General features: G+C 74.3%; 20 protein-coding genes. 15 read left to right on the top strand and 5 right to left on the bottom strand.

Annotation, left to right across the window (positions count from 1 at the left end; genetic code table 11):
* Positions 1–3: 3 nt before the first annotated feature.
* The 6 genes from ACH45E_RS03705 (at position 4) to ACH45E_RS03680 (ending at position 9177) form a co-directional block, all read left to right on the top strand.
* Positions 4–5034, top strand: a complete 5031-nt coding sequence (locus ACH45E_RS03705) for a beta-ketoacyl synthase N-terminal-like domain-containing protein (RefSeq protein WP_361435501.1) — start codon at positions 4–6, stop codon at positions 5032–5034.
* Positions 5031–5351, top strand: coding sequence for an acyl carrier protein (locus ACH45E_RS03700; RefSeq protein WP_361435503.1), 321 nt, complete (start codon positions 5031–5033; stop codon positions 5349–5351). Before ACH45E_RS03705 ends, ACH45E_RS03700 begins: the two co-directional genes overlap by 4 nt.
* A gap of 3 nt (positions 5352–5354) precedes the next feature.
* Positions 5355–6164 carry an alpha/beta fold hydrolase gene (locus ACH45E_RS03695; RefSeq protein ID WP_361435505.1) on the top strand — a complete coding sequence of 270 codons (810 nt, stop codon included), beginning with the start codon at positions 5355–5357 and terminating at the stop codon, positions 6162–6164.
* Positions 6161–7345, top strand: a complete 1185-nt coding sequence (locus ACH45E_RS03690) for a glycosyltransferase (protein WP_361435507.1) — start codon at positions 6161–6163, stop codon at positions 7343–7345. Before ACH45E_RS03695 ends, ACH45E_RS03690 begins: the two co-directional genes overlap by 4 nt.
* Positions 7342–8418 (top strand): class I SAM-dependent methyltransferase, encoded by a 1077-nt coding sequence (locus ACH45E_RS03685; RefSeq protein WP_361435509.1) that lies wholly within the window; start codon positions 7342–7344, stop codon positions 8416–8418. Before ACH45E_RS03690 ends, ACH45E_RS03685 begins: the two co-directional genes overlap by 4 nt.
* A 99-nt stretch (positions 8419–8517) precedes the next feature.
* The gene (locus ACH45E_RS03680; RefSeq protein ID WP_361435512.1) at positions 8518–9177 is read left to right on the top strand and encodes a DedA family protein; all 660 of its coding nucleotides are present in this window, start codon (positions 8518–8520) and stop codon (positions 9175–9177) included.
* Positions 9178–9201: 24 nt separating this feature from the next.
* Here ACH45E_RS03680 and ACH45E_RS03675 read toward each other — a convergent pair whose 3' ends face one another.
* Positions 9202–9732 (bottom strand): gamma carbonic anhydrase family protein, encoded by a 531-nt coding sequence (locus ACH45E_RS03675; RefSeq protein ID WP_361436813.1) that lies wholly within the window; start codon positions 9730–9732, stop codon positions 9202–9204.
* 107 nt (positions 9733–9839) lie between these two features.
* Between ACH45E_RS03675 and ACH45E_RS03670 the strand changes: the two genes are divergently transcribed.
* The gene (locus ACH45E_RS03670) at positions 9840–10610 is read left to right on the top strand and encodes an acyltransferase (protein ID WP_361435515.1); all 771 of its coding nucleotides are present in this window, start codon (positions 9840–9842) and stop codon (positions 10608–10610) included.
* Between the two features lie 35 nt (positions 10611–10645).
* Here the strand turns inward: ACH45E_RS03670 and ACH45E_RS03665 are convergent, their stop codons facing one another.
* Positions 10646–11503, bottom strand: coding sequence for a DMT family transporter (locus ACH45E_RS03665; protein ID WP_361435517.1), 858 nt, complete (start codon positions 11501–11503; stop codon positions 10646–10648).
* 91 nt (positions 11504–11594) lie between these two features.
* On the opposite strand from ACH45E_RS03665, the gene ACH45E_RS03660 reads away from it, so the two are divergent.
* Both ACH45E_RS03660 and ACH45E_RS03655 read left to right on the top strand, forming a co-directional pair.
* A complete protein-coding gene (locus tag ACH45E_RS03660) occupies positions 11595–12167 on the top strand; it encodes an XRE family transcriptional regulator (RefSeq protein ID WP_361435520.1) in 573 nt (190 codons plus the stop codon).
* Between the two features lie 43 nt (positions 12168–12210).
* Complete coding sequence (locus ACH45E_RS03655; protein ID WP_361435522.1) at positions 12211–12768, top strand: YbaK/EbsC family protein; 558 nt, start codon at positions 12211–12213, stop codon at positions 12766–12768.
* A gap of 3 nt (positions 12769–12771) precedes the next feature.
* Here ACH45E_RS03655 and ACH45E_RS03650 read toward each other — a convergent pair whose 3' ends face one another.
* Complete coding sequence (locus tag ACH45E_RS03650; RefSeq protein WP_361435524.1) at positions 12772–13827, bottom strand: cation diffusion facilitator family transporter; 1056 nt, start codon at positions 13825–13827, stop codon at positions 12772–12774.
* A 63-nt stretch (positions 13828–13890) separates the two neighbouring features.
* On the opposite strand from ACH45E_RS03650, the gene ACH45E_RS03645 reads away from it, so the two are divergent.
* The gene (locus ACH45E_RS03645; RefSeq protein ID WP_361435527.1) at positions 13891–14250 is read left to right on the top strand and encodes a metalloregulator ArsR/SmtB family transcription factor; all 360 of its coding nucleotides are present in this window, start codon (positions 13891–13893) and stop codon (positions 14248–14250) included.
* A gap of 91 nt (positions 14251–14341) precedes the next feature.
* Here the strand turns inward: ACH45E_RS03645 and ACH45E_RS03640 are convergent, their stop codons facing one another.
* Entirely contained in the window at positions 14342–15979 is a 1638-nt protein-coding gene (locus ACH45E_RS03640) for an APC family permease (RefSeq protein WP_361435530.1), read from the bottom strand.
* Between the two features lie 202 nt (positions 15980–16181).
* A complete protein-coding gene (locus ACH45E_RS03635; RefSeq protein WP_361435532.1) occupies positions 16182–16598 on the bottom strand; it encodes a CoA-binding protein in 417 nt (138 codons plus the stop codon).
* A gap of 176 nt (positions 16599–16774) precedes the next feature.
* Here ACH45E_RS03635 and ACH45E_RS03630 point away from each other — a divergent pair, with 176 nt between their 5' ends.
* The 5 genes from ACH45E_RS03630 to ACH45E_RS03610 all read left to right on the top strand — a co-directional run bounded on the left by ACH45E_RS03630 (position 16775) and on the right by ACH45E_RS03610 (position 22995).
* Positions 16775–17515: a hypothetical protein gene (locus ACH45E_RS03630; protein WP_361435534.1), complete on the top strand. Its 741-nt coding sequence runs from the start codon at positions 16775–16777 to the stop codon at positions 17513–17515.
* On the top strand, positions 17512–18054 hold the full coding sequence (locus ACH45E_RS03625; RefSeq protein ID WP_361435536.1) for a histidine phosphatase family protein: 543 nt from the start codon (positions 17512–17514) through the stop codon (positions 18052–18054). Before ACH45E_RS03630 ends, ACH45E_RS03625 begins: the two co-directional genes overlap by 4 nt.
* 47 nt (positions 18055–18101) lie before the next feature.
* On the top strand, positions 18102–18728 hold the full coding sequence (locus ACH45E_RS03620) for a YigZ family protein (RefSeq protein WP_361435538.1): 627 nt from the start codon (positions 18102–18104) through the stop codon (positions 18726–18728).
* Positions 18729–18841: 113 nt separating this feature from the next.
* Positions 18842–20005: an exonuclease SbcCD subunit D gene (locus ACH45E_RS03615; RefSeq protein ID WP_361435540.1), complete on the top strand. Its 1164-nt coding sequence runs from the start codon at positions 18842–18844 to the stop codon at positions 20003–20005.
* Positions 20002–22995: an SMC family ATPase gene (locus ACH45E_RS03610; protein WP_361435543.1), complete on the top strand. Its 2994-nt coding sequence runs from the start codon at positions 20002–20004 to the stop codon at positions 22993–22995. Before ACH45E_RS03615 ends, ACH45E_RS03610 begins: the two co-directional genes overlap by 4 nt.
* The last annotated feature ends 2 nt before the right edge of the window (positions 22996–22997 follow it).

The following is a 22997-nucleotide window of genomic DNA, read 5'->3' as shown; positions in this document are numbered from 1 at the left end:
GACATGACGGTTCGTCAAACTCCCGTGGCGATCACCGGAATGGCGGTCCTGCTGCCCGGCGCCGCCGACCTCGACGCCTACTGGCACAACCTGCGCGACGGCGTGGACGCGATCGGCGACGTGCCCGAGAACCGCTGGGACGCCGACTACTACCGTCCCTCGGCCGCGACCGGGTCCGCCGTCGCCGACCAGGTGTACTGCCGGCGCGGCGGGTTCGTGGACGGCCTCGCCGAGGTGGAGGTCACGCGGTTCGGCATCATGCCCGCCTCGGTGGCGGGCACCGAACCGGACCAGCTGATCGCGCTGCACGTGGCCGCCGCCGCGATCGCCGACGCGGGCGGCGCGGGCCGGCTGCCCGACCGGCACCGCGTGGGCGTCGTCCTGGGCCGGGGCGGTTACCTCACCCCCGGCCTGGTCCGGCTCGACCAGCGGGTCCGGACGGCGGGACAACTCGTGCGCACCCTGGGCGAGTTGCTGCCCGACCTGACAGCGGACCAACTGGGGCGGGTCCGAGAGGCGTTCACCGAACGGCTGGGGCCGCAGAGCCCCGAGTCCGCGATCGGTCTGGTGCCCAACCTGGCGGCCTCCCGCATCGCCAACCGGCTCGACCTGCGCGGCCCCGCCTACACGGTGGACGCGGCCTGCGCGTCCTCGCTGGTCGCCGTCGACCAGGCGGTCGGTGAACTCGCCGCCGGGCGCTGCGACCTGATGCTGGCCGGGGGAGTGCACCACTGCCACGACATCACCCTGTGGAGCGTGTTCTCCCAGCTGCGCGCCCTCTCCCCGAGCCAGCGCATCCGCCCCTTCCACCGGGACGCCGACGGCATCCTCATCGGCGAGGGCACCGGTGTGGTCGTCCTCAAGCGTCTCGCCGACGCCGAGCGCGACGGCGACCGCGTCTACGCGGTGATCCGGGGCACGGGCGTGGCCAGCGACGGCCGTACGTCCGGCCTCGTCAACCCCGACCCGGGCGGCCAGGCCCGCGCCGTACGCCAGGCCTGGCGGGCCGCCGGCCTCGACCCGGCCGCCCCCGGCGCGGTCGGCCTGCTGGAGGCGCACGGTACTGCCACCCCCGCCGGGGACGCGGCCGAACTGGCCACGCTGGCCGAGGTGTTCGGCCCTGGGGACCCCGGCATGCCGGACACTGCGGACCGCGCCGTGCTCGGCTCGGTGAAGTCGATGATCGGTCACACCATGCCCGCCGCCGGAGTGGCCGGCCTCGTCAAGGCCGCCCTCGCCGTCCACCACGGCACGCTCCTGCCCACCCTGCACTGCGACGACCCCCACCCCGCGCTCGCCCGCACCCGCTTCCGGCCGCTGCGTTCAGCGGTTCCGTGGGACACCACCCCGGACCGGCCGGTACGCCGCGCGGCGGTGAACGCGTTCGGCTTCGGCGGGATCAACGCCCACGTGGTACTGGAGGAGCCACCCGGCGGGCCAACGGCGCCAGGCATGCCGGGCGGCGCCCTCAGCGCCCCGGCTCGCGTCGGTGAGCCGGCGGGTTCGGGGGCGGGCCTGGGCGGGGTCTCTTCTGGCCCGGGCGGTGTCGGTGAGCCTGTGGGCCGGGGGGCAGGTGTGGCGGGCGGCGCGGCTGCCGTAGTCGGCACCGCTGGGCCCGACGGGGGCGAGGGCGCCCGTGTCGCCGAGCGCGCCGACCGGCCCGAGGGCCCGGTGCAGGCGGTGGGCGGGCCCCCGCATGTTCCCGTCCGGGTCATCGAACCCGAGCGTGTCCTGCTGCTCGCCGCCGACCACCCGGAGGGGCTTGCCGCGCTCCTCGCCGGGGACGACTCCGCCGTACTCGGCTCCGGACTGGACGGCGACCGGACGCATTCCGAGGCCGGTCCGGTGCGGCTGGGTGTCGTCGATCCGACCGCCAAGCGGCTGGCGCTGGCCCGGCGGGCGGTCGGCAAGGGCCGGGCCTGGCAGGGCCGCGGCGACGTCTGGTTCCGGACCCGGCCGCTCCTCGGGCCCGGGCGGGGGCGGCTCGCCTTCGTCTTCCCCGGCCTGGAAGCCGAGTTCACGCCCCGCGTCGACGACATCGCCGCCCACTTCGGCCTGCCCCCGCTTCCCGGGGCCCCGGCCGGCGAACCGCGGGTCGGTGATGTGGGCCGGCACGGCGCCGGTGTCGTCGGCGTGGGCCGGCTCCTCGACGCGGCGCTGCGCCGGATGGGCGTCGTGCCGGACGCGGTGGCCGGGCACAGCGTCGGCGAATGGACCGCGATGGCGGTGGCCGGGCTGTACTCCGGTGCCGAGGTCGACGCGTTCATGGCCGGGTTCGACCCGGACACGGTGACCGTCCCGGGCCTGGCCTTCGGTGCCGTCGGCGCGCCCGCCGCGCAGGTCGCCGCCGCCCTCGCCGACGGCTGGGCGGACGCCGGGATCGTGCTCTCCCACGACAACGCGCCCAGCCAGTCGATGGTGTGCGGGCCGGACACGGCGGTCGGCGAGTTCGTCCGGGCCTTCCGTACCCGCGGCGTGCTGTGTCAGGTGCTGCCCTTCCGCTCCGGGTTCCACACGCCGATGCTCGAGCCCTACCTGGCGCCCATCAAGGAGGCCGCCGACCGGTTCCGGCTCCATCCGCCCACCGTCCCCGTCTGGTCCGGGACCACGGCGGCACCCTTCCCGGAGGGCGAGGCCGCCGTGCGCGCACTCTTCCTCCGGCATCTGCTCGAACCCGTCCGCTTCCGCGAGCTCGTCGAGGCCCTGTACGACGCCGGCCACCGCGCCTTCGTCCAGGTGGGCCCCGGCGGGCTCGCCTCCCTGATCGGCGACACCCTCGGCGACCGCGACCACCTCGTCGTCGCCGCCAACTCGCCCCACCGCACCGGCCTCGCTCAACTCCGCCGGGCGGCCACGGCGTTGTGGGCGGCTGGAGCGCCGGTGGCACCGGCAGTACCCCCGCCGTGCGCCCCCGTACCCGCCGCCAGGCCGCCCCGTCCGCCGGTCCGGCTGGACCTGGGCGGCGCGCTGGTGTCCCTCGACGGCCCGGCCCTGACCGCACTGCGCGCGGAGTTACGCGTGACGCCTCCGGCGAGGGACACGCGAGACCGGACCGGCGCCGCCCCGACCCCGGCCGCCGCCATGCCGTCCCCGCTGGACGCCGTGGCCGAACGCTTCCCGGCCGCCGCCGAACTGAACGCGCTCCTGCGCGACACCGCGCACACGGCGGCCACCCTCATCACGGCACGCGGCCACGCACACCACTCGCCCCCGCCCCCGCCCGGGACCGACACCGGCCCCGACTCCGCCGTCGTCCCCCGAGCCACCGGGCAGGCCCCCACGCGCACGGGAGGGCATGCCGGCCAGGCGGAAGGAGGCCGCACACCAGCGGCCGCCGACCGGACAGCCGTTCCGGCACCCGTGGCTGCCGCACCCAAGGGCAGCCACGACCCTGCGGTCTTCGGGCAGCCCCCGGTCGCCGCCCCTGTGGCCACCCCGGGAACGGCCGCCCCCGCCCCCGTCCCCCCGGCCACCTGGCAGACCACCGTCCGCGTGTCCCCCGACGCCATGCCCCACCTCCTCGACCACTGCTTCTTCCCGCAGCGCCCCGGCTGGCCGGACGTGGCGGACCGGTGGCCGGTCGTCCCGGCGACCACGATCGTGCGGCACATGATGGACGCGGCGGAGCAGGCGTCGCCCGGCATGCGGGCGGTCGCCGTGCACGGGGCGCGCTTCGACCGGTGGCTGACCGCCACGCCACCCCTCGACGTCCCCGTCACCGTCACCCGCGCCCCGGACGACCCGCACCGCCTCGCCGTCGCCTTCGGCCCCACCGCCCGCGCCGTCGTCGAGCTCGCCGACCGGCACCCCGCACCGCCCCCGGCACGCAGCGCCCACCCCACCCCCGAACGTGTCCCCGACCACACCGCCGCCCAGCTCTACGCCGAGCGCTGGATGTTCCACGGACCGGCGTTCCAGGGGGTCACCGAACTCACCGGCATCGGCGACCGGCACGTACGCGGGGTCATCACCACCCCCTCCGCCCCCGGCGCCCTGCTCGACAACGTGGGCCAGATCCTCGGCTACTGGATCATGGCGACCCGGACCGAGCGGACCGTGGTGTTCCCGGTCCAGACGCGGCACATGCGGTTCCACGGACCGCACCCCGCTTCCGGCACGCGGGTCGAGTGCCTGGTGCGGATCACCTCGCTCACCGACACCGTCCTCGAGGCGGACGTGGAACTGACCGTCGGCGGACGGGTATGGGCCCTGCTGACCGGCTGGCAGGACCGCCGGTTCGACAACGACCCGCAGACCCGCCCGGTCGAGCGCTTCCCCGAGCGCAACACCCTCTCCGAGCCCCGGCCCGGCGGCTGGTCGCTGCTGCACGAGCGATGGCCGGACCTCGCCTCACGCGAGCTGATCATGCGCAACTCGCTCGGCGGCCCGGAGCGGGCGGAGTACGCCGAGCACGCGCCGCGCGGCCGCAGACAGTGGCTGCTCGGCCGGATCGCGGTCAAGGACGCCGTACGCCGATGGCTGTGGGAGCACGGCGAGGGGCCGGTCTTCCCGGCGGAGATCCGCGTCCGCAACGACGACCTGGGCCGCCCGTACGTCACGGGCGTCCACGGCCGCACCCTGCCCGCGCTGGACGTCTCGCTGGCCCACCGGGCCGAGGCCGGCGTGGCGATCGTACGGCCGCACCAACCCGGTCCGGGGCCCGGCATCGACATCGAAGAGGTCACCGAACGGGACCCGGCGGCCCTCGCCACCGCCCTCGGCACGGACGAACTCCGGCTGCTGCGCGCCCTGTCCGAGGCGGGGGACACCGCGCTGTGGTTCACCCGGTTCTGGGCCGCCAAGGAGGCCGTCGCCAAGGCCGAGGGCACCGGATTCGGCGGGCGCCCCCGGGACTTCGCCGTCTTCCACGCGGCACCGGCCGGAGACCGGCTGCTGGTCTCGGGCCGTCTGGAACGCGTCTACACGGTGCGTCTCGCACCGGTCAGCAATCCCCCGGCACTGCCGGCCCGGGACTACGTCGTGGCCTGGACGACGGGCCCGGCGGGCGACGACGAAGAGGAGCAGGAGCGATGAATCCCACGGAGCCGACCCCCGCCCACGCCGACGAGGAGGTGGTGCTCGCCGACATCAGGGCCCTGCTCCTGACCCTGCTGGAGGAGTACGGCGACGACGACGTCGAGATCGGCATGAACACCACGTTCAACCGCGATCTCGAACTGGAGAGCATCGATCTCGTGGCCCTCGCCGGTCTGCTGAAGGAGCGGTACGGGAGCCGGGTCAACTTCGCCGAGTTCCTGGCCGGCATGGAGTTCGAGGAGATCATCGAACTCACCGTCGGCAGGCTCGTCGAACACGTCGTGCAGAGCCTGAAGGCCGCGGCGGCGGGCTGACGGATGGCCATGGTCAGCGCCGGCGACATCCGGCTGCACGTGCAGAGAATGGGCCCCGAGGACGGCCGCGCCCCGGTCGCCACCGCCGTGCTCGTGCACGGCCTGCTCACCGACAGCCTGGCCAGCTACTACTTCACGCTGGCCCCGCGGTTCGCGGTGGCGGGCGTCGACGTGGTCATGTACGACCTGCGCGGCCACGGCCGCAGCGAGCGACCGCCGGCCGGATACAGCCTCGACGACAACATCGACGACCTCGAGGCACTGCTCGACCGGCTGGGGATCACCGGGCCCGTCCATCTCGTCGGCAACTCCTACGGCGGCACCATCGCCTTCGGCTACGCCGCCCGCCACCCCGAGCGAGTGGCCGGCCTCACCTTGATCGAGTCCGAGCCGGCGACCGCGGCCTGGGCGGCGAAGCTGGGCGGAATCCTGGACCGCGTGGTGACCGAACTGGCGTACAACGAACCCGACGCGATCGCCTGGATCACCGCGAACCGCGGCCACAACACCGCCCGCCTCGCCAAAGGCGCCGCACGGCTCGCCCGGGAGACCACCCTCGGCCGGGACATCCCCGCCAGCCGGGTCCTGACCGAGCCCGAGATCAGGGCCGTACGCTGCCCCGTCCTCGGTGTCTACGGCGGCGACTCGGACCTGGTGGAACTGGTGCCGCTGAAGGAGGCCCTGCTCGCGGACTACCGGTCCGTCGTACTGCCGGGGCACGAACACTCCGTGCTGGTCGAGGCGGCCGGAGCCGTCGGCGGGCACATCCTGGAACTGATCCGCTCAGCGGGGGCCGAGGTCGTCGTCCGGTGAGCGGGTTCCTGTTCGTCCTACCGCCCCTGGTCGGGCACATCAACCCGGCGGTGGGCGTCGCCGCCGAACTCGCCGCGCGCGGACACCGGGTGGCCTGGGCGTGCGCCGATCCCGCGCTGGTACGGCGGCTCGCGGGCCCGGAAGCCGTCGTCCTGCCCTGCGCGGGACCCGCCCCGGCCGCGCGCCCGCCGGAGCTGCGGGGGCCGGAGGCGCTGAAGTACCTGTGGGAGGGGTACCTGCTGCCGCTCGCGGAAGCGATGGCTCCCGGGGTGCGGGCGGCCGTCGGGGAGTTCCGGCCCGAGGTCGTCGTCGCCGACCAGCAGGCCTTCGCCGGCGCCCTGGTGGCCGAGCGGCTCGGCCTGCCCTGGGCCACCTCCGCCGCCACCTCGGCCGAACTCACCGGTGCCTACGACGGCATACCCAAGGTCGCCGACTGGCTGCGGGCACGGCTCGGCGAACTGCGCTCCCGCATCGGCGACCCGGCCGGTGACACCGACCCGCGCTTCTCCCCCCACCTCCTGCTGGCCTTCAGCACTCCCGAACTCGCCGGCCCGTCGGCCGCCCGGGGCGACCACATCCACTACGTCGGCCCCTCGATCGCCGACCGCCCGGCCCCGCCGGGCTTCCCCTGGGAGTGGCTGGACCCCGGCCGGTCCACGGTCCTCGTGACCCTCGGCACCGCCAACGCCGACGTGGGCGGGCGCTTCCTCGCCGAGTGCGTGAGCGCGCTGCGGGAGCGGGCCGACCGGGTGCAGGCGGTGGTGGCCGATCCCGGCGGCACCCTGCCGGCGTCCGGCGGCGACAAGGACGTCCTGGTCCTGCCCGCCGTACCCCAGCTCCCGCTGCTGGAAAGAGCCGACGCCGTGGTGTGCCACGCCGGGCACAACACCGTCTGCGAGGCCCTCTGGCACGGAGTCCCGCTCGTCGTCGCCCCCATCCGCGACGACCAGCCCGTGGTGGCCGCCCAGGTCGTCGACGCCGGAGCGGGCGTCCGGGTGCGGTTCGGCCGGGTCACCGCGGCCCGGCTGGGCCCGGCCCTCGACGCCGTACTGCGTGAACCCGCCCACCGCACCGCCGCCGGCCGTGTCCGCACCGCCTTCCGGGCGGCGGGCGGCGCCCCCGCCGCCGCGGTCCACCTCGAGCGACTGGCCACCGACGCACGCCCGGAGGAAAGCTCATGAGCAACGACACTCGCGGAGCCGACCGCGCCGCCCGGGTCGACGCGCTGCGCCCCGCCTACCAGGCCGACCTGGCCGACGGCGTGGACCGCTTCTTCGCGCCCCGGCGCACCACCTGCCCCTGGTGCGACGCGGACCGCCTGACCACCCGGCTGCGCACCACCGACCTGCTCCAGCACAAGCCGGGCCGCTTCCTCCTCGACCGCTGCGAGGCCTGCGGGCACACCTTCCAGAACCCGGCGCTGAACGAGGCGGGCCTGGAGTTCTACTACCGCGACTTCTACGACGGCCTCGGCGAGCAGAAGATGGGCGGGACCTTCGGCGGCCGCACCGGAATGTACCGGGGCCGCGCCGAGTCGATGCTGCCGCACGACCCCACCCCGAAGAACTGGCTCGACGTCGGCACCGGCCACGGCCACTTCTGCGCCGCCGCCCGCGAGGTGCTGCCCGGCACGACGTTCGACGGCCTCGACTTCACCGACGGCGTGGAGATCGCCGAACGAGAGGGCCGCGTCGAGCACGGCCACCGCGGCTCCTTCCCCGAGCTGGCCCCCGGCCTCACCGCCCGCTACGACGTCGTCAGCATGTTCCACTACCTGGAACACAGCACCGACCCCGACCGTGAACTGCGCGCCGCCCACCAGGCCGTCCGGCCCGGCGGCCATCTGCTCATCGAGGTCCCCGACCCAGAGAGCCGCTACGCCCGCCTCCTCGGCCGCTGGTGGCTGCCCTGGCTCCAGCCGCAGCACCTGCACCTCGTGCCGGTCGGCAATCTGCGCCGGCGGCTGGCCGAGCTGGGCTTCACCGTGGTCGCCGAACAGCACGCCGAGCCGCACGACCCGGTCGACCTGCTCGCCGCCGTCTGGCTGGCCCTGGACCACATCGCGCCGCGCGAGGACGCCCCCTGGCTGCCCGAGCCGCCGGGCGCCCTCCGGCGCGGCCTGCGCACCGCGGTCCTCCTCACGGGCGTGCCGGTGTTCATCGCGGCCACGCTCCTCGACCGGTTCGCGGTGCGGCCCCTGTCCCACCGCCTCGGCCTGTCCAACGCCTACCGTCTCGTGGCCCGCCGTGACTGAACGGCGCCGTCGTACGCCGGTGAACCGGTAGCCTTCACGGGGGGCGCGCTCAAAAGGTGACGTCCCCGGAGTTGAGGACCTACAGGGGAGGAACCGGCGGTGCACGTCCAGGAATGGCTCGACTCGGTGCCCGCGGCCGCCGTCTACGCCGTGGTGGCCCTGGTGATCGGTCTGGAGAGCCTGGGCATTCCGCTGCCCGGTGAGATCGTCCTGGTCTCGGCGGCCCTGATGTCCTCCCACCACTCCGGCATCAACCCCGTCGTACTGGGCGCGTGCGCGACCGCCGGCGCCGTCGTCGGCGACTCCATCGGTTACGCGATCGGCCGCAAGGGCGGCCGCCCGCTGCTGGCCTGGCTGGGCGGGAAGTTCCCCAGGCACTTCAGCGAGGGCCATGTCGCCACCGCCGAGCGGTCCTTCGAGAAGTGGGGCATGTGGGCGGTCTTCTTCGGCCGTTTCGTCGCGCTGCTCCGCATCTTCGCCGGCCCGCTCGCCGGTGTCCTGCACATGCCGTACTGGAAGTTCCTGATCGCCAACGTCCTCGGCGGCATCTGCTGGGCGGGCGGCACCACCGCCGTCATCTACTACGTCGGAGTCGTCGCCGAGGACTGGCTCAAGCGCTTCTCGTACCTGGGCCTGGTGGTGGCGCTGCTGATCGGCCTGACGTCGATGCTGGTGATCAAGCGCAAGGCGAAGAAGGCGGCGGCCGAGAGGCGGGAAGCCGAGGCCGCCGAACCGGAGCCCGTCCCGGCCACCGACTGAGCATCCGGGAAGGCGCCCGGGGGTTCAGCCCTGGTGCACGTCCCGGTGTGCCTTCGCCAGGTCCGCGTACAGCGTGCCGTTGAGCGTCACCCCCTGGCGCTCCTCCTCCGTCAGCTCCCGCTTCACCTTCGCCGGCACCCCCGCCACCAGCGAACCCGGCGGAACCACCATCCCCTGCGGCACCAACGCCTGCGCGGCGACCAGCGACCCCGCTCCGATCACCGCCCCGTTGAGCACCGTCGCCCCCATCCCGATCAGGCAGTCGTCCTCGACGGTCGCCCCGTGGACCACGGCGTTGTGCCCGACGGACACCCGCTCGCCGATGGTGACGGGAAAGCCCGGGTCGGCGTGCAGTGTCACGTTGTCCTGCACATTGGCGTCCGCCCGGACACTGATCCGCTCCACGTCCCCGCGCACCACCGCCCCGTACCAGACGCTCGCCCCCGCCTCCAGCGTCACGTCCCCGATCACGGATGCCGTGGGCGCCACGAACGCCTCGGGGTCCACCTTCGGTTCCCTGCCGCCGATGCCCGTGATCAACGCCTTGTGCGTCATCGCCTTCTCCTCGTCGTCGCCGTCCCCGCACCGTACGCCACCCGGTGGGGCGAAGATCACAGCGCTCCGGGCTCTTGGGCGGACCGCGCGCTGAGTACCGTGAGCGGGTGCCCAAGCCCAAGAACACGTTCTCGTTCTCTTCCTGGCGGCGCGGCCTCCTCCAGCGCGCCGTGCACGCGGGCTGGGCGTGGGTGCAGCGCACGGGCTCGGTGACCGCCGAGCACCCCGGACGGCTGCGCTTCGGCGCCATGGGAACGGGTACCAGGCTCGCCTTCCCGCTGGGCACCGTCTTCGGCGAGCCCTGGATCCATCTGGGCGCCCACTGCATCATCGGCGAGCAGGTCACGCTGACCGCGGGCCTCATGCCCGGCCTCGACCTCGGCCCCGAGCCGATCCTCCGCCTCGGCGACGGGGTCGTGCTCGGCCGCGGCAGCCATGTCATCGCCGATACGACGGTCACCATCGGCAGCGACTGCTATTTCGGCCCGTACGTCTACGTCACGTCCACGAACCACTCCTACGACGACCCGCACGAGCCCATCGGCAGGCAGTGGCCGCGGATGGAGCCGGTGGAGATCGGTCCGGGGTGCTGGATCGGCACCGGCGCGGTGATCCTGCCGGGCGCGCGGATCGGCCGGAACGTGGTCGTGGCCGCCGGGGCGGTGGTCCGCGGGACCGTGCCCGACCACGCCGTGGTGGCCGGCGCGCCCGCCCGGGTCGTACGACGCTGGACCCCCGTCGACGGCTGGCAGCCTCCGCTGCGCACCCCGCCCCCGGTACCGATTCCGGAAGGCGTCACCCCGGACCAGCTGCTGGCCCTGGCGGACCTGGACGAGCAGGACCTGGCCCGGCTCGCCGAACTGGAGACCGAGAGCTGAGTCAGAGCCCCGGACTCCCATGTTGTCCGGGGCTCTCAGCCCGTCGCCAGCAGCAGCGTGCCCAGCAGGGCGAGGCCCGCGCCCGCTGCCTGGACGGCGCGCAGGCGTTCGTGGAGGAGGCCCCGGGCGGCCAGGGCGGTCACCACCGGGTAGAGCGAGGCGAGTACCGCGGCGACGGTGACCGGGCCGTGCTGGGCGGCGACCGAGTAGGTGCCGTTGGCCGCCACGTCCGCGAGTCCGACGAAGGCGAGCGCCGGCAGGGCGGCCCAGGGGAAGCCGCCCGCCGGGAAGGCGGGGACGCCGCGCTTGACGGAGACGTACAGTGCGGCCCCGCCCGCGGCGACGTTCGTCACGCGCTGGACGAACAGGGCGAGGAACAGGCCGGTGACGGTGGTCGAGGCCTCCGCGATCAGCGCGAACACCGTGCCGAAGCCGAGCGCCGCGACCAGCGTGAGCAGGATCGCCTGCCGCTGCACGGGCGCGCCGCGCAGTTGCGGCCCGCCCGCGAGGACGACGCCCGTGACGGCGACCGCGATGCCCGCGACCTGCGCCGGGCCCGGACGCTCACCGAGGAACAGGCCGACGGTGATGGGGACGGCCACGCCCAGGGTGGCCAGCGGCGACACGACGCCCATCGGCCCCAGCGCGAGCGCCCGGTAGAAGGACAGCAGGGCGACCGGACCGACCAGGCCCGCCGCGAAGGCGAACCACAGCCGGGGACCGGCCTCGCTCCAGCCGCCCGTCGCGACCACGACCGCGCCCAGTACCACGGCCGCGATCGCCTGGGACAGCACGACGACCGTCAGGGCGGGGTTGCGCCGCGTCAGCAGCCCGCCGCCGAAGTCGGCCAGGCCCCACAGGAGGCTGGTGGCCAGGGCGAAGAGTGCGGTCACGGGCCCTCGCAGTACAGTTCGGTGAACAGATCGGTGCACCCCACCGTAGTTCAGTGCAGTGAACCCTGTCATCCATAATATTGGACGGAATGTGTCGGACCTCGACCTGCTGACCCAGTCCCTGGCGCGCAGCGTCAAGCACTGGCGCGCGGTGCGCGGCTTCACCCTGGACGTGCTGGCCGCCCGGGCCGGCGTCAGCCGCGGCATGCTCATCCAGATCGAGCAGGCCCGCACCAACCCCAGCCTCGGCACCGTCGTCAAGATCGGCGACGCGCTCGGCGTCAGCATCACCACCCTGCTCGAGTACGAGCAGGGCCCGAAGGTCCGGATCGTCCCCGCCGAGCAGGCCGTACGGCTCTGGCACACGGACGCGGGCAGCTACAACCGGCTCCTCGCGGGCACCGAGGCCCCCGGACCGCTGGAGATCTGGGACTGGCGTCTGATGCCCGGCGAGCACAGCACCTCCGACCCGCACCCCGCCGGCACGGTCGAACTCCTCCACGTCACGGCCGGGGAGCTGACCCTCACCGTCGACGGCACGGAGTACCGCGTCCCGGCCGGCGCGAGCGCCACCTTCGAGGCCAACACGTCCCACACGTACGGCAACACCGGCGATGTGCCGATGGAGCTGGTGATGGCGGTCTCGGTGCCGCCCGTCCCCTGAGCTGCCCGGCCGCCCCTCGCCGCAGGGCTGTTAGCGTGCGGCCATGCGCGCACCCATCGGACGCTTCGACACCGCCATGCCCGCTCCGGACTGCCTCGACGAGCTGACCCGCCCGGTCGCCGACGCCGTGCGCGGCTGGAGCGGCAGCGTCCCCGCCGACCGGATCGTGTACGTCGACACCGATCCGCAGTGGGCCGACACCGCCGTCTTCGTCGAGCACTACGGCCGCGAGCTGCTGGAGCAGTCGGCCAACTGTGTGGTCGTCGCGGGCAAGCGGGGCGGCGAGAGCACCCTGGCCGCGTGCGTCGTGCTCTCCACCACCCGGGTCGACGTCAACGGCGTCGTGCGCCGCCGACTCGGTGCCCGCAAGGCATCCTTCGCGTCGATGGAGACCGCGACGGGGGAGACCGGCATGGAGTACGGAGGCGTCACCCCGATCGGACTCCCGGACGGCTGGCCGGTGCTGGTCGACTCGGCCGTCGTCGACCTGCCGTACGTCCTGGTCGGCAGCGGACGCCGGCGCGGCAAGCTGCTGGTGCCGGGGAAGGCGTTCGCCGAGCTGCCCGGAGCGGTCGTGCTGGAGGGTCTGGGCGTGGCCTGACGTTCAGGCGGTCACGTGGTGGGCCAGCGGCAGATGCGGGTCCGTCTCGCCCGGGGCGGGCGCCGGATCCGCGTGCACCAGGGCCGCGGTGAGCCTCGGTACGGCGTGCAGCAGGGCGTGCTCGGCCGCCACGGCGACCGCGTGCGCCTGCCGGACCGTCGCCTCGCCGTCCACCACGACCGCGACCTCCGCGCGCAGCCGGTGCCCGATCCACCTCAGCCGCAGCTCGCCGACCTCCCGTACCCCCGCGACCTCCCCGAGCGCCCGCTCGGCCCGGTCCACCAGCGCCGGATCGACGGCGTCCATCACCCGCCGGAACACCTCACGCGCCGCGTCCCGCAGCACCAGCCCGATCGCCGCCGTGATCGCCAGCCCCACGAGCGGGTCGGCGAGCCGCCACCCCAGCGCGGACCCTCCGGCGCCGACCAGCACGGCCAGTGACGTGAACCCGTCCGTACGGGCGTGCAGACCGTCGGCGACCAGCGCGGCCGAGCCGATCGCGCGGCCCACCCGGATCCGGTACCGGGCCACCCACTCGTTCCCCGCGAACCCGGCCACGGCGGCGACGGCGACGGCCGGGACGTGCGCCACGGGCCGCGGGTCGAGAAGCCGGTCCACCGCCGCCCACGCGGCGAAGGCCGCGGACGCGGCGATGGTCAGCACGATCGCGATGCCCGCGAGGTCCTCGGCGCGCCCGTATCCGTAGGTGAAGCGGCGCGTCGGTGCGCGGCGGCCGAGCGCGAAGGCGATGGCCAGCGGTACGGCGGTCAGCGCGTCCGCGGCGTTGTGCACCGTGTCGCCGAGTAGCGCCACCGACCCCGAGACGGCCACCACGACCGCCTGCACCAGCGCCGTCCCGCCCAGCACCGCCAGCGACACCCACAGGGCGCGCATGCCGCGCGCGCTCGACTCCAGCGCGGGGTCGAGCTTGTCGGCACTCTCGTGGGAGTGCGGGGTGAGGAGGTGGGCGAGACGGTGGCGGACCGAGGGACGGCGAGGGTGTTCGTGGTGAGGGTGATGCTGATGGCCATGGCCATGGGCGTGGTGCCGGTCGCTCACGGGGTGCCCCTTCCGGTGCGCGGGAGGTGGACGGACCGCCGCCCACAGCGCCATTATGTGCGTATGAGCGCACGCATGCACCTGTCATCTGCGCACCATGCGCACCCGCGCAGCCCGGGCGAGGAACAGTTCGCCCTCGCCGCCGAACTGCTCGCCCTGCTCGGCGACCGCACCCGCCTCGCGCTGCTGCACGCCCTGACGGCGGGGGAGGCGGACGTCACGACCCTCACGGCGGCGTGCGGGGCGGCCCGGCCGGCCGTCAGCCAGCACCTGGCCCGGTTGCGGCTCGCGGGGCTGGTGAACACCCGCAAGGAGGGCCGCCGGGTGGTGTACGCACTGCGCGACGGGCATCTGCGCCGCCTTGTCGACGAGGCGCTGAACGTGGCGGACCACCGGCTCAGCGACCGCCCGCCGCACGACTGACCGCCGGCCGTCCCCGTAACGACGGTGTCCCGCCCGCCGCGGCCGGGAAGCCGTGGCGGACGGGACACCGTCTGGTCGTACGGGGACCGGGTCAGTGCGCCGGAGCGTCGGTGACCACGACCTCGTCGATGCTCTGCTCGATCTGCTCGGGCGTCGAGGCGGTCGCCTTGGCCCAGTAGTAGATGCCCAGCGAGAAGACCGCCACGACCAGGATGTCCCACCACAGGGCGATGTGGCCCTGGCCGCCGAAGCCGCCCTGCCACGAGATCAGGCCCAGGCCCACCAGGTAGGCAGGCAGCCACTGCGCGGCGCGGAAGTCCAGCCGGGGCGCGTCCTCCATTCCCTTGCCGGTGGCGTACCAGGCGTAGCCGCCGAGCAGCACGTAACCGAGGACGATCGCGAAGCCCAGGCGCCACAGGGTGTCCCAGCCGGCCCAGTAGATGATCAGGTTGGCGACCACGAAGGACAGCGGGGAGATGAACTTGCCGCCGGGCAGCCGGTAGGGGCGCTCGTGGTTCGGCAGGCGGTCGGCGAAGACGCCGTACGCCAGCGGGGCACCCGCGTACATCAGGACGCTCGCCGAGGTGATGAAGCCGACCAGCTCCTGCCAGCTCGGGAACGGCAGGAAGCAGACCACGCCGGTCACGAAGGACATGATGAGGCCGAACCACGGCACGCCGCGCTCGTCGGTCTTGGCGAACGCCTTCGGGGCGTAGCCGTTCTTGGCCAGGCCGAAGGAGACGCGGGAGGTGGCGGTGGTGTAGATCAGGCCGGTGCCGCCGGGGGAGATGATCGCGTCGACGTACAGCACCCAGCCCAGCCAGCCCAGGCCGACCAGGGTCGCCAGGCCCGCCCACGGGCCGCTGATGCCCTCGAAGTTCAGCTTGGCCCAGCCGTGCGCGAACGAGGCGTGCGGCAGCGCGGCGATGAACACGACCTGGAGCAGGACGTAGATCACCGCGCCGATCGCGACGGAGCCGAGGGTCGCCCGCGGCAGGTCCCGCTTCGGGTTGCGGCTCTCGCCCGCCAGCTGGATCGCCTGCTCGAAGCCGAGCAGCGCGAAGATGATGCCGCTGGAGCTGATGGCGCCGAGGACGCCCTTGGCGCCGAACGGCGCGAAGCCCTCCGAGGTGAAGTTCGACCCGTGGAAGTTGCCGGCGGCGATGATGAAGATCGCGCCCAGCGGGACGGCGATCTTCCACCAGGTGGCGGCGCTGTTGGTGTGCGCCAGGGCGCGGACACCGAAGAAGTTGACGCCGACGAAGACCGCCATGAGGACGACGGCCGTGAGGAATCCGCTCACCGTCAGCGTGCCGTCACCGTGCTGGAGGCCCTGGGCCCACTTCCAGTGACCGGCGTAGCCGATCATGGCCTCGACCTCGATCGGGGCGACGGTCGCCGCCTGGAGCCAGGCGAACCACCCGAAGGACATGCCGGCCAGGCCGCCGAACGCGTAGTGCGGGTAGCGGGCCGTGCCGCCGGCCACGGGGAACATGCCGCCGAGTTCGGCGTGCACCAGCGCGAGGAGGACGATCGCGATCGCGCCGATCACCCACGAGATGATCGCCGCGGGACCGGCCACCACGACCGCCTTCTCGGCGCCGTAGAGCCAGCCGGAGCCGATGATGGACCCCACGGAGGCCCACATCAGTCCGATCAGCCCGACGTCCCTCCGTAGACCGCTGGGGTTCTTCGTGGCTTCCGGCACAGCATGGTCGACTTTCACCATGTCAAGTGGCCTCTCAGTTTCTGAACGCAGGTTTAACGAGCAATGCCGCCATAGATTAGGGATGCGTTCGAAACTGCAAAAGACTGCTTACGAAGTTTTGACTCTTCACCTGGAACGTTGCGAGCTGAGTCTTTGCACAGGTCAGGCACCGACACGGAATGTTCGTATTCAGACACGCAATGTGAGAAGAGAGTAAGACACTCTAAGATGGCAGGCCCAGTCGAGGAATTTCGATCGCCGGGCACCGATCCATCACCATCTCCACACCAGCCGCCCTGATCCGCTCGTACGCGGCCTCGTCGACCACCCCGAGCTGGAACCAGACCGCCTTGGCGCCCTTGGCGACCGCCTCGTCGGCGACCGGCCCGGCGAGGTCGCTGTTGACGAACACGTCGACCACGTCCACCTCGAACGGGATCGCGGCGAGCGAGGCGTAACCGGGCTCGCCGTGCACCGTCTCCGCCTTGGGGTGCACGGGCACCACACGCTTGCCGAAGCGCCGCAGCACCTCCGCGACGCCGTACGCGGCCCGGCTCCGGTTCGAGGAGAGGCCGACGACGGCCCAGGTGTCACCGAGCTCGGACAGGATCCTGCGGATGGTCGCTGCGTCGCCGTACACGTCCGGCCTCCTCGGGCCTCGGGGGTGAGTGTCCTCGGCGGAAACGGCGGCCGCCGGGCGGTGATTCCCACCGGAGTGTCCAAAAGAGCCGCCCGGGTGCCTGGTATACCCGCCACAATGTCCCGGATCGCGGCCAAGTGACTGCATACGGCCGTCCGTCCGCCTACGCTCGGGCCGTGCTCCGCATCATCGACTCCCGCACCGGTGAGCCCGTCGAGGCCGCTCCCGCCCGACGGGGCCTGACCCGCGTCCAGGCGCACGCCTCGGGCCTCGACGCCTCGGCCCTGCGCGTGCTGCTGGTGGCCGACGTCCTCGTCCGCGCCCTGGAACTCGGCGGCCACCCCGTCTGGGCCATCCTCACCGGAGCCCGGCAGCAGGCGGAACTCCGCGCGGCCGGCACCACCCTCGGCATCCGGCCCTTCGAGGACGGCCAGGACCTCGCGGCGGGGCTGGGCGAGGCGCAGGTCATCCACGTGGCGGAGCAACCGGGAGAGGCGACCGAGGGGCCCCCGGCCGGCGGGGCCGTCCTGGTCGGGGTCGCTCCGGTGACGGGGCACGTCGCCCTGGAGGCCGTCCCCGATCCCGCCGTCCCGCGCCTGGCCCTGCTCGCCGCGCCCCACGGGACCGCCCTGCGGCTCGACCCGGACGCCCTCGACGGGGCGGACCGCAGCCTCGCGCGCTGGCGGCGGGCCGTCGCCGGCTGGGCCCGGAAACCGTCGCGGCCGGTCCCCGAGGAGGTGCGCGGGCGGCTGCGCACCGCCTGGGAGAACGATCTGGACGTACCCGGCGTGCTGCGCGTGCTGCGCTGGGTGGAGGACGAGCCGGGCCTGCCGGACGGCGCCCGCTTCGAGACGTACGCCTACGCCGACCGGCTCCTCGGCCTCGACCTGGTGCGCGATCTCGGGAGCCTCGTGTGAGCGCCCGCGCGGGTGCCGGCCCGCTGCGCCGCCTGGTCGTCCTGCGGCACGCCAAGTCCGCCTGGCCGCCGGGCGTCCCCGACCACGACCGCCCGCTGGCACCGCGCGGCCGCCGCGACGCGCCCGCCGCCGGCCGTGCCCTCGCGGCGGCCGACCCGCTGCCCGACCTCGCCCTGTGCTCCACCGCCGTACGTGCCCGCCAGACCTGGGAACTGGCCTCGGCCGAGTGGGGCACCCCGCCCCCCGTCCGGTTCGACCCGCGGCTGTACGCGGCCGACGTGCCGGACCTGCTGCAGGCTGTCCGGGAGGTGCCGTCCGAGGTCGCCACCCTGCTCCTCGTCGGACACAACCCCGGCCTGGAGGACCTGGTGCTCGAACTCGCCGGGGAGGACCTGGACGACTCCCTGGACCGGGTCCGCACGAAGTTCCCGACCTCGGCCATCGCCGACCTCACCTGGTACGGCCCCTCCTGGCGGACCCTGGCCCCGGGCACGGCACTGCTGACCTCGCTGACGGTGCCCCGGGGCAAGAAGGGCTAGCGCCGCCGGGCGCGGGGCGTCCGCACGGCTGCGCATAGGCTGGCCGGATGCAGGACGAGTACCGCACAGTCGCCCGCGCGGGCGTGCACGAGACCGAGGTCAACCGCTCCCGCTTCCTGTGCGCCCTCGCCCCGGCGGCCACCGAGCAGGAGGCCCAGGAGTTCGTCGCCGCGGTCCGCAAGGAGCACGCGGACGCCTCGCACAACTGCTGGGCGTACGTCATCGGCGCCGACGCCGCCGTGCAGAGGGCCAGCGACGACGGCGAACCGGGCGGCACGGCCGGTGTGCCCATGCTCCAGATGCTGCTGCGCCGCGACATGCGGTACGTCGTCGCCGTCGTCACCCGCTACTACGGCGGGGTCAAACTCGGCGCGGGCGGCCTCATCCGGGCCTACGGCGGTGCGGTCGGCGAAGCCCTGGACGCGGTCGGCACCCGCACCCGGCGCCGCTTCCGGCTGGCCACGGTCACCGTCGACCACCAGCGCGCCGGCAAGGTGCAGAACGACCTGCACGCCACCGGACGCGAGGTGCGGGACGTGCGCTACGCGGAGGCGGTCACCATCGAGATCGGCCTGCCGGACGCCGACGTGGACGCCTTCCGCGCCTGGCTGGCCGATGCCACGGCGGGGACGGCCGCGTTCGAACTGGGCGGGGAGGCCTACGGGGACGCATGACGGACATTTCCGCCCGAACGGCAGCTGATGCGGACGGAATTTGAGATCCGTGATGGATCAGTGGCCGACAGGCGTTAGCGTGGTGGCTGCTGACGACGAGCCGGAGTGTTTTCTTGAGAGTGCTGCACACCTCCGACTGGCATCTCGGCCGGGCGTTCCACCGGGTGAACATGCTCACCGCCCAGGCCGAGTTCATCGGTCACCTCGTCACCACTGTGCGGGAGCGCGACGTGGACGCCGTCGTCGTGTCGGGCGACGTCTACGACCGGGCGGTCCCCCCGCTCGCCGCGGTCGAGCTGTTCGACGACGCCCTGCACCGGCTGGCCGGGCTGGGCGTGCCCACGGTGATGATCTCCGGCAACCACGACTCGGCCCGCCGGCTCGGCGTGGGCGCCGGCCTCATCGGGCGCGCGGGCATCCACCTGCGGACCGAGCCGTCCGCCTGCGGGACGCCCGTCGTGCTGGCCGACGCCTTCGGAGACGTCGCCTTCTACGGGCTGCCGTACCTCGAACCGGCCCTGGTCAAGGACGAGTTCGCGGTGGGGAAGGCGGGTCACGAGGCTGTCCTGGCCGCCGCCATGGAACGGGTCCGCGCCGACCTCGCCGCCCGCGCGCCCGGCACCCGCTCCGTCGTCCTCGCGCACGCCTTCGTCACCGGCGGCGAGGCCAGCGACAGCGAGCGGGACATCACCGTGGGCGGGGTGGCCGCCGTACCGGCCGGGGTCTTCGACGGCGTCGACTACGTGGCCCTCGGTCACCTGCACGGCTGTCAGGCCATCACCGAGCGCGTGCGCTACTCGGGCTCCCCGCTGGCGTACTCCTTCTCGGAGGCCGGCCACCGCAAGAGCATGTGGCTCGTCGACCTGGCCGCCGACGGCTCGGTCGCCGCCGAGCGTGTCGACTGCCCCGTGCCGCGCCCGCTGGCCCGCGTCCGCGGCGCTCTGGAGGACCTGCTCGCCGACCCCGCACTGGCCCGGCACGAGGACGCCTGGGTCGAGGCCACCCTGACCGACGCGGTCCGCCCCGCCGACCCCATGGCCCGCCTCTCCGAGCGCTTCCCGCACACCCTCAGCCTCGTCTTCGCCCCCGAGCGCGCCCCCGACGACCCCGCCGTCTCCTACGCCCGGCGCCTGGCGGGCCGCAGCGACCGGCAGATCGCCGAGGACTTCGTCGCCCATGTGCGCGGCGCGGGGCCCGACGAGCACGAACGGGCCGTGCTGGGCGAGGCGTTCGACGCCGTGCGTGCTGACGACGCGGTGCGGGAGGTGGCCCGGTGAGACTGCACCGGATCGACATCACCGCCTTCGGGCCGTTCGGCGGGAACCAGACGGTCGACTTCGACGCGTTGTCCGCCGCGGGGCTGTTCCTGCTGCACGGACCCACCGGCGCGGGCAAGACCTCCGTCCTGGACGCCGTGTGCTACGCGCTGTACGGCGCCGTGCCCGGCGCCCGGCAGGGCAATCAGGGCATGACCTTGCGCAGCGACCACGCCGAGGCGGCCACCCGCACCGAGGTGTGCCTCGAACTGACCGTCGCCGGGCGGCGGTTGCAGATCACCCGGCAGCCGCCGTGGGAACGCCCCAAGCTGCGCGGCAAGGGCACGACGGTCGACAAGGCCCAGACCTGGCTGCGCGAGTACGACGCCACGGCCGGCGCCTGGAAGGACCTCAGCCGGTCCCACCAGGAGGTCGGCAACGAGATCGAGCAGCTCCTCGGCATGAGCCGCGAGCAGTTCTGCCAGGTCGTCCTGCTGCCCCAGGGCGACTTCGCCCGCTTCCTGCGCGCCGACGCCGAGGCCCGCGGCAGGCTGCTCGGCCGCCTCTTCGACACCCGGCGCTTCGCCGAGGTCGAGAAACGCCTCGCCGAGCGCAGGAAGGCGACCGAGGCCCGGGTGCGGGAAGGGGACGCCGCGCTGCTGGCCGACGCGCACCGCATGCAGCAGGAGGCCGGCGACGCCATGGAGCTGCCGGAGCCGGCCCCCGGCGAACCGGGCCTCGCCGAGGCCGTCCTGGGCGCCGCCGCCGTGGCCCGCAGCACCGCCCGCGAACGGCTCACCCTCGCCCACTGCCGCCTCACCGCCGCCGAGTCCGCGCAGGCCGCCGCCGACCTCGCGCTGACCGACGTACGCGAACTGGCGCGGCTGCAGGGCCGGTTCGCCGAGGCACGGCAGCGCGCCGGACGGCTGGAGGAGCGGGCCGGCGCCCATCGCGAGGACCAGCAGCGGATGGAGCGGGGGCGGAAGGCGGAGGCCGTGGCGCCGGCGCTGGAGCTGCGGGAGGCGGCCGAGGCCGGGCACCGCGGGGCGTCGGCCGCCGAGGCACAGGCGCGTGCGCTGCTGCCGGAGACCTTCGCGGACGCCGGCGCGACCGGGCTCGCGACCGCCGCCCGCCGGGCCGCCGAGGAACTGGGCGGCCTGGAGTCCGCGCGCCGGGCCGAGCGGAGGCTCGCCGAAGTCGTCGAGGAGCGCGGCCGGCTGGACCGGCAGGACCGGGACGACGAGGACGTCCTGCGGGAGGCCGAGGCCTGGCTCGCCGACTGGGACGCCACCCGCGCGGGGGTCCAGGCCCGTATCGACTCCGCCCAGGAGGCCGCGACCCGCGCCGAACAGCTCGCCGTACAGCGCGAACCCGCGCGGCGACGGCTGGAGGCGGCACGGTTGCGGGACGAGCTGGGCCGGGACACCGACGAGGCGCAGCGCACGGCCCTCGCCTCCGAGCACCGGGCCCTCGAGGCGCGGGCGCACTGGCTCGACCTCAAGGAGCAGCGGCTGGGCGGCATCGCCGCCGAACTGGCCGCCGGCCTCACCGAAGGAGAGCCCTGCGCCGTCTGCGGGGCCACGGAACACCCGTCGCCCGCACGGAAGTTCGCGGGGCATGTCGACCGCGAGGCGGAAGACCGCGCCCTCGCGGCCCACCAGCGGGCCGACGAACAGCGTGCCGGCGACGAACGGCGCCTCGGCGTCGTACGGGAGGCGCTGGCCGCCGCCACGGCCGAGGCCGGCGACACCCCCACCGCTCAACTGGCCGCCCAGGCCGACGAGCTGGAGCAGGAGTACACGCGGGCGCGGCGGGCCGCCTCGGCCCTGCACGCGGCGCACGAGGAGCTGCGGCTGGCGGAGCAGGAACGCGAGCGCCGCCTGACCGACCGGCAGCAGGCCCAGGTCCGCGCCGCCGAACACCTCACCCGGCGCGAGGCCCTCGACCGCGAAAGGGCCACCCTGGAACAGGAACTGGCCCAGGCCCGGGGCGGCGCCGACAGCGTGGCCGCCCGGGCCGCCCAGCTGGAGCGGCGGGCCGCGCTGCTCACCGACGCCGCCGACACCGCGCGCGCCGCCGCCGACGCCGCCCAGCGCCTCAAGGACGCCGACGCCCGGCTCGCCGACGCCGCCTACCGCGCCGGTTTCGACACCCCGCAGGCCGCGGCCGCCGCGCTGCTCGACGACGCGGCCCACCGGGAGCTGCAACACCGTCTGGACGCCTGGCAGTCCGAGGAGGCAGCCGTACGGGCCGCGCTGGCGGAACCCGACACGGCAGCCGCCGCCCAGCAGCCGCCCGCCGACCCCACGGCGGCGGAGGAGACCGCGCGGCGGGCCGCCCGGCGGCTGCGCGAGGCCGCCTCCGCGTGCGACGCCGCGGCCCGCTGCTGCGCCGAGCTGGACCGGCTCTCCGCCCGCGCGGCAGACGGCGTACGACGGCTGGCGCCACTGCGCGAGGAGTACGAGCGGGTGGCCCGACTGGCCGCCCTCACCGCGGGTACCTCCGCCGACAACGAACGCCGGATGCGCCTGGAGTCGTACGTGCTCACGGCCCGTCTGGAACAGGTCGCCGCCGCCGCGACCGCACGCCTGCAGCGGATGTCCTCCGGCCGCTACACCCTCGTGCACTCCGCCGACCGCAGCGGACGCGGACGCAGCGGGCTCGGGCTGCACGTCGTCGACGCCTGGACCGGCCGCGAGCGGGACACGGCGACACTGTCCGGCGGCGAGACGTTCTTCGCCTCCCTCGCGCTCGCCCTCGGCCTCGCGGACGTCGTCACCGACGAGGCCGGCGGGGTGCGGCTGGACACCCTCTTCATCGACGAGGGCTTCGGCAGCCTCGACGACCAGACCCTCGACGAGGTCCTCGACGTCCTCGACTCCCTGCGGGAACGCGACCGCAGCGTCGGCATCGTCAGTCACGTCGCCGACCTGCGCCGCAGGATCCACGCGCAGTTGGAGGTCGTCAAGGGCAGAACGGGGTCGGCGCTGCGGCAGCGCGGCGTCCGCTGAGG

The organism is Streptomyces sp. NPDC020299, from assembly GCF_044387825.1.
Lineage (GTDB): Bacteria > Actinomycetota > Actinomycetes > Streptomycetales > Streptomycetaceae > Streptomyces.
The sequence above is the reverse complement of the archived record's forward strand: the minus strand, read 5'-3'. Positions and strand labels throughout refer to the sequence as shown.

Bases quoted from the DNA above. Each gene is read 5' to 3' on its own strand.
- ACH45E_RS03695 (WP_361435505.1), top strand. From the start codon at position 5,355: ATGGCCATGGTCAGCGCCGGCGACATCCGGCTGCACGTGCAGAGAATG.
- ACH45E_RS03655 (WP_361435522.1), top strand. From the start codon at position 12,211: ATGCGCGCACCCATCGGACGCTTCGACACCGCCATGCCCGCTCCGGAC.
- ACH45E_RS03700 (WP_361435503.1), top strand. From the start codon at position 5,031: ATGAATCCCACGGAGCCGACCCCCGCCCACGCCGACGAGGAGGTGGTG.
- ACH45E_RS03675 (WP_361436813.1), bottom strand. From the start codon at position 9,732: ATGACGCACAAGGCGTTGATCACGGGCATCGGCGGCAGGGAACCGAAG.
- ACH45E_RS03640 (WP_361435530.1), bottom strand. From the start codon at position 15,979: ATGGTGAAAGTCGACCATGCTGTGCCGGAAGCCACGAAGAACCCCAGC.
- ACH45E_RS03645 (WP_361435527.1), top strand. From the start codon at position 13,891: ATGAGCGCACGCATGCACCTGTCATCTGCGCACCATGCGCACCCGCGC.
- ACH45E_RS03620 (WP_361435538.1), top strand. From the start codon at position 18,102: ATGCAGGACGAGTACCGCACAGTCGCCCGCGCGGGCGTGCACGAGACC.
- ACH45E_RS03705 (WP_361435501.1), top strand. From the start codon at position 4: ATGACGGTTCGTCAAACTCCCGTGGCGATCACCGGAATGGCGGTCCTG.
- ACH45E_RS03685 (WP_361435509.1), top strand. From the start codon at position 7,342: ATGAGCAACGACACTCGCGGAGCCGACCGCGCCGCCCGGGTCGACGCG.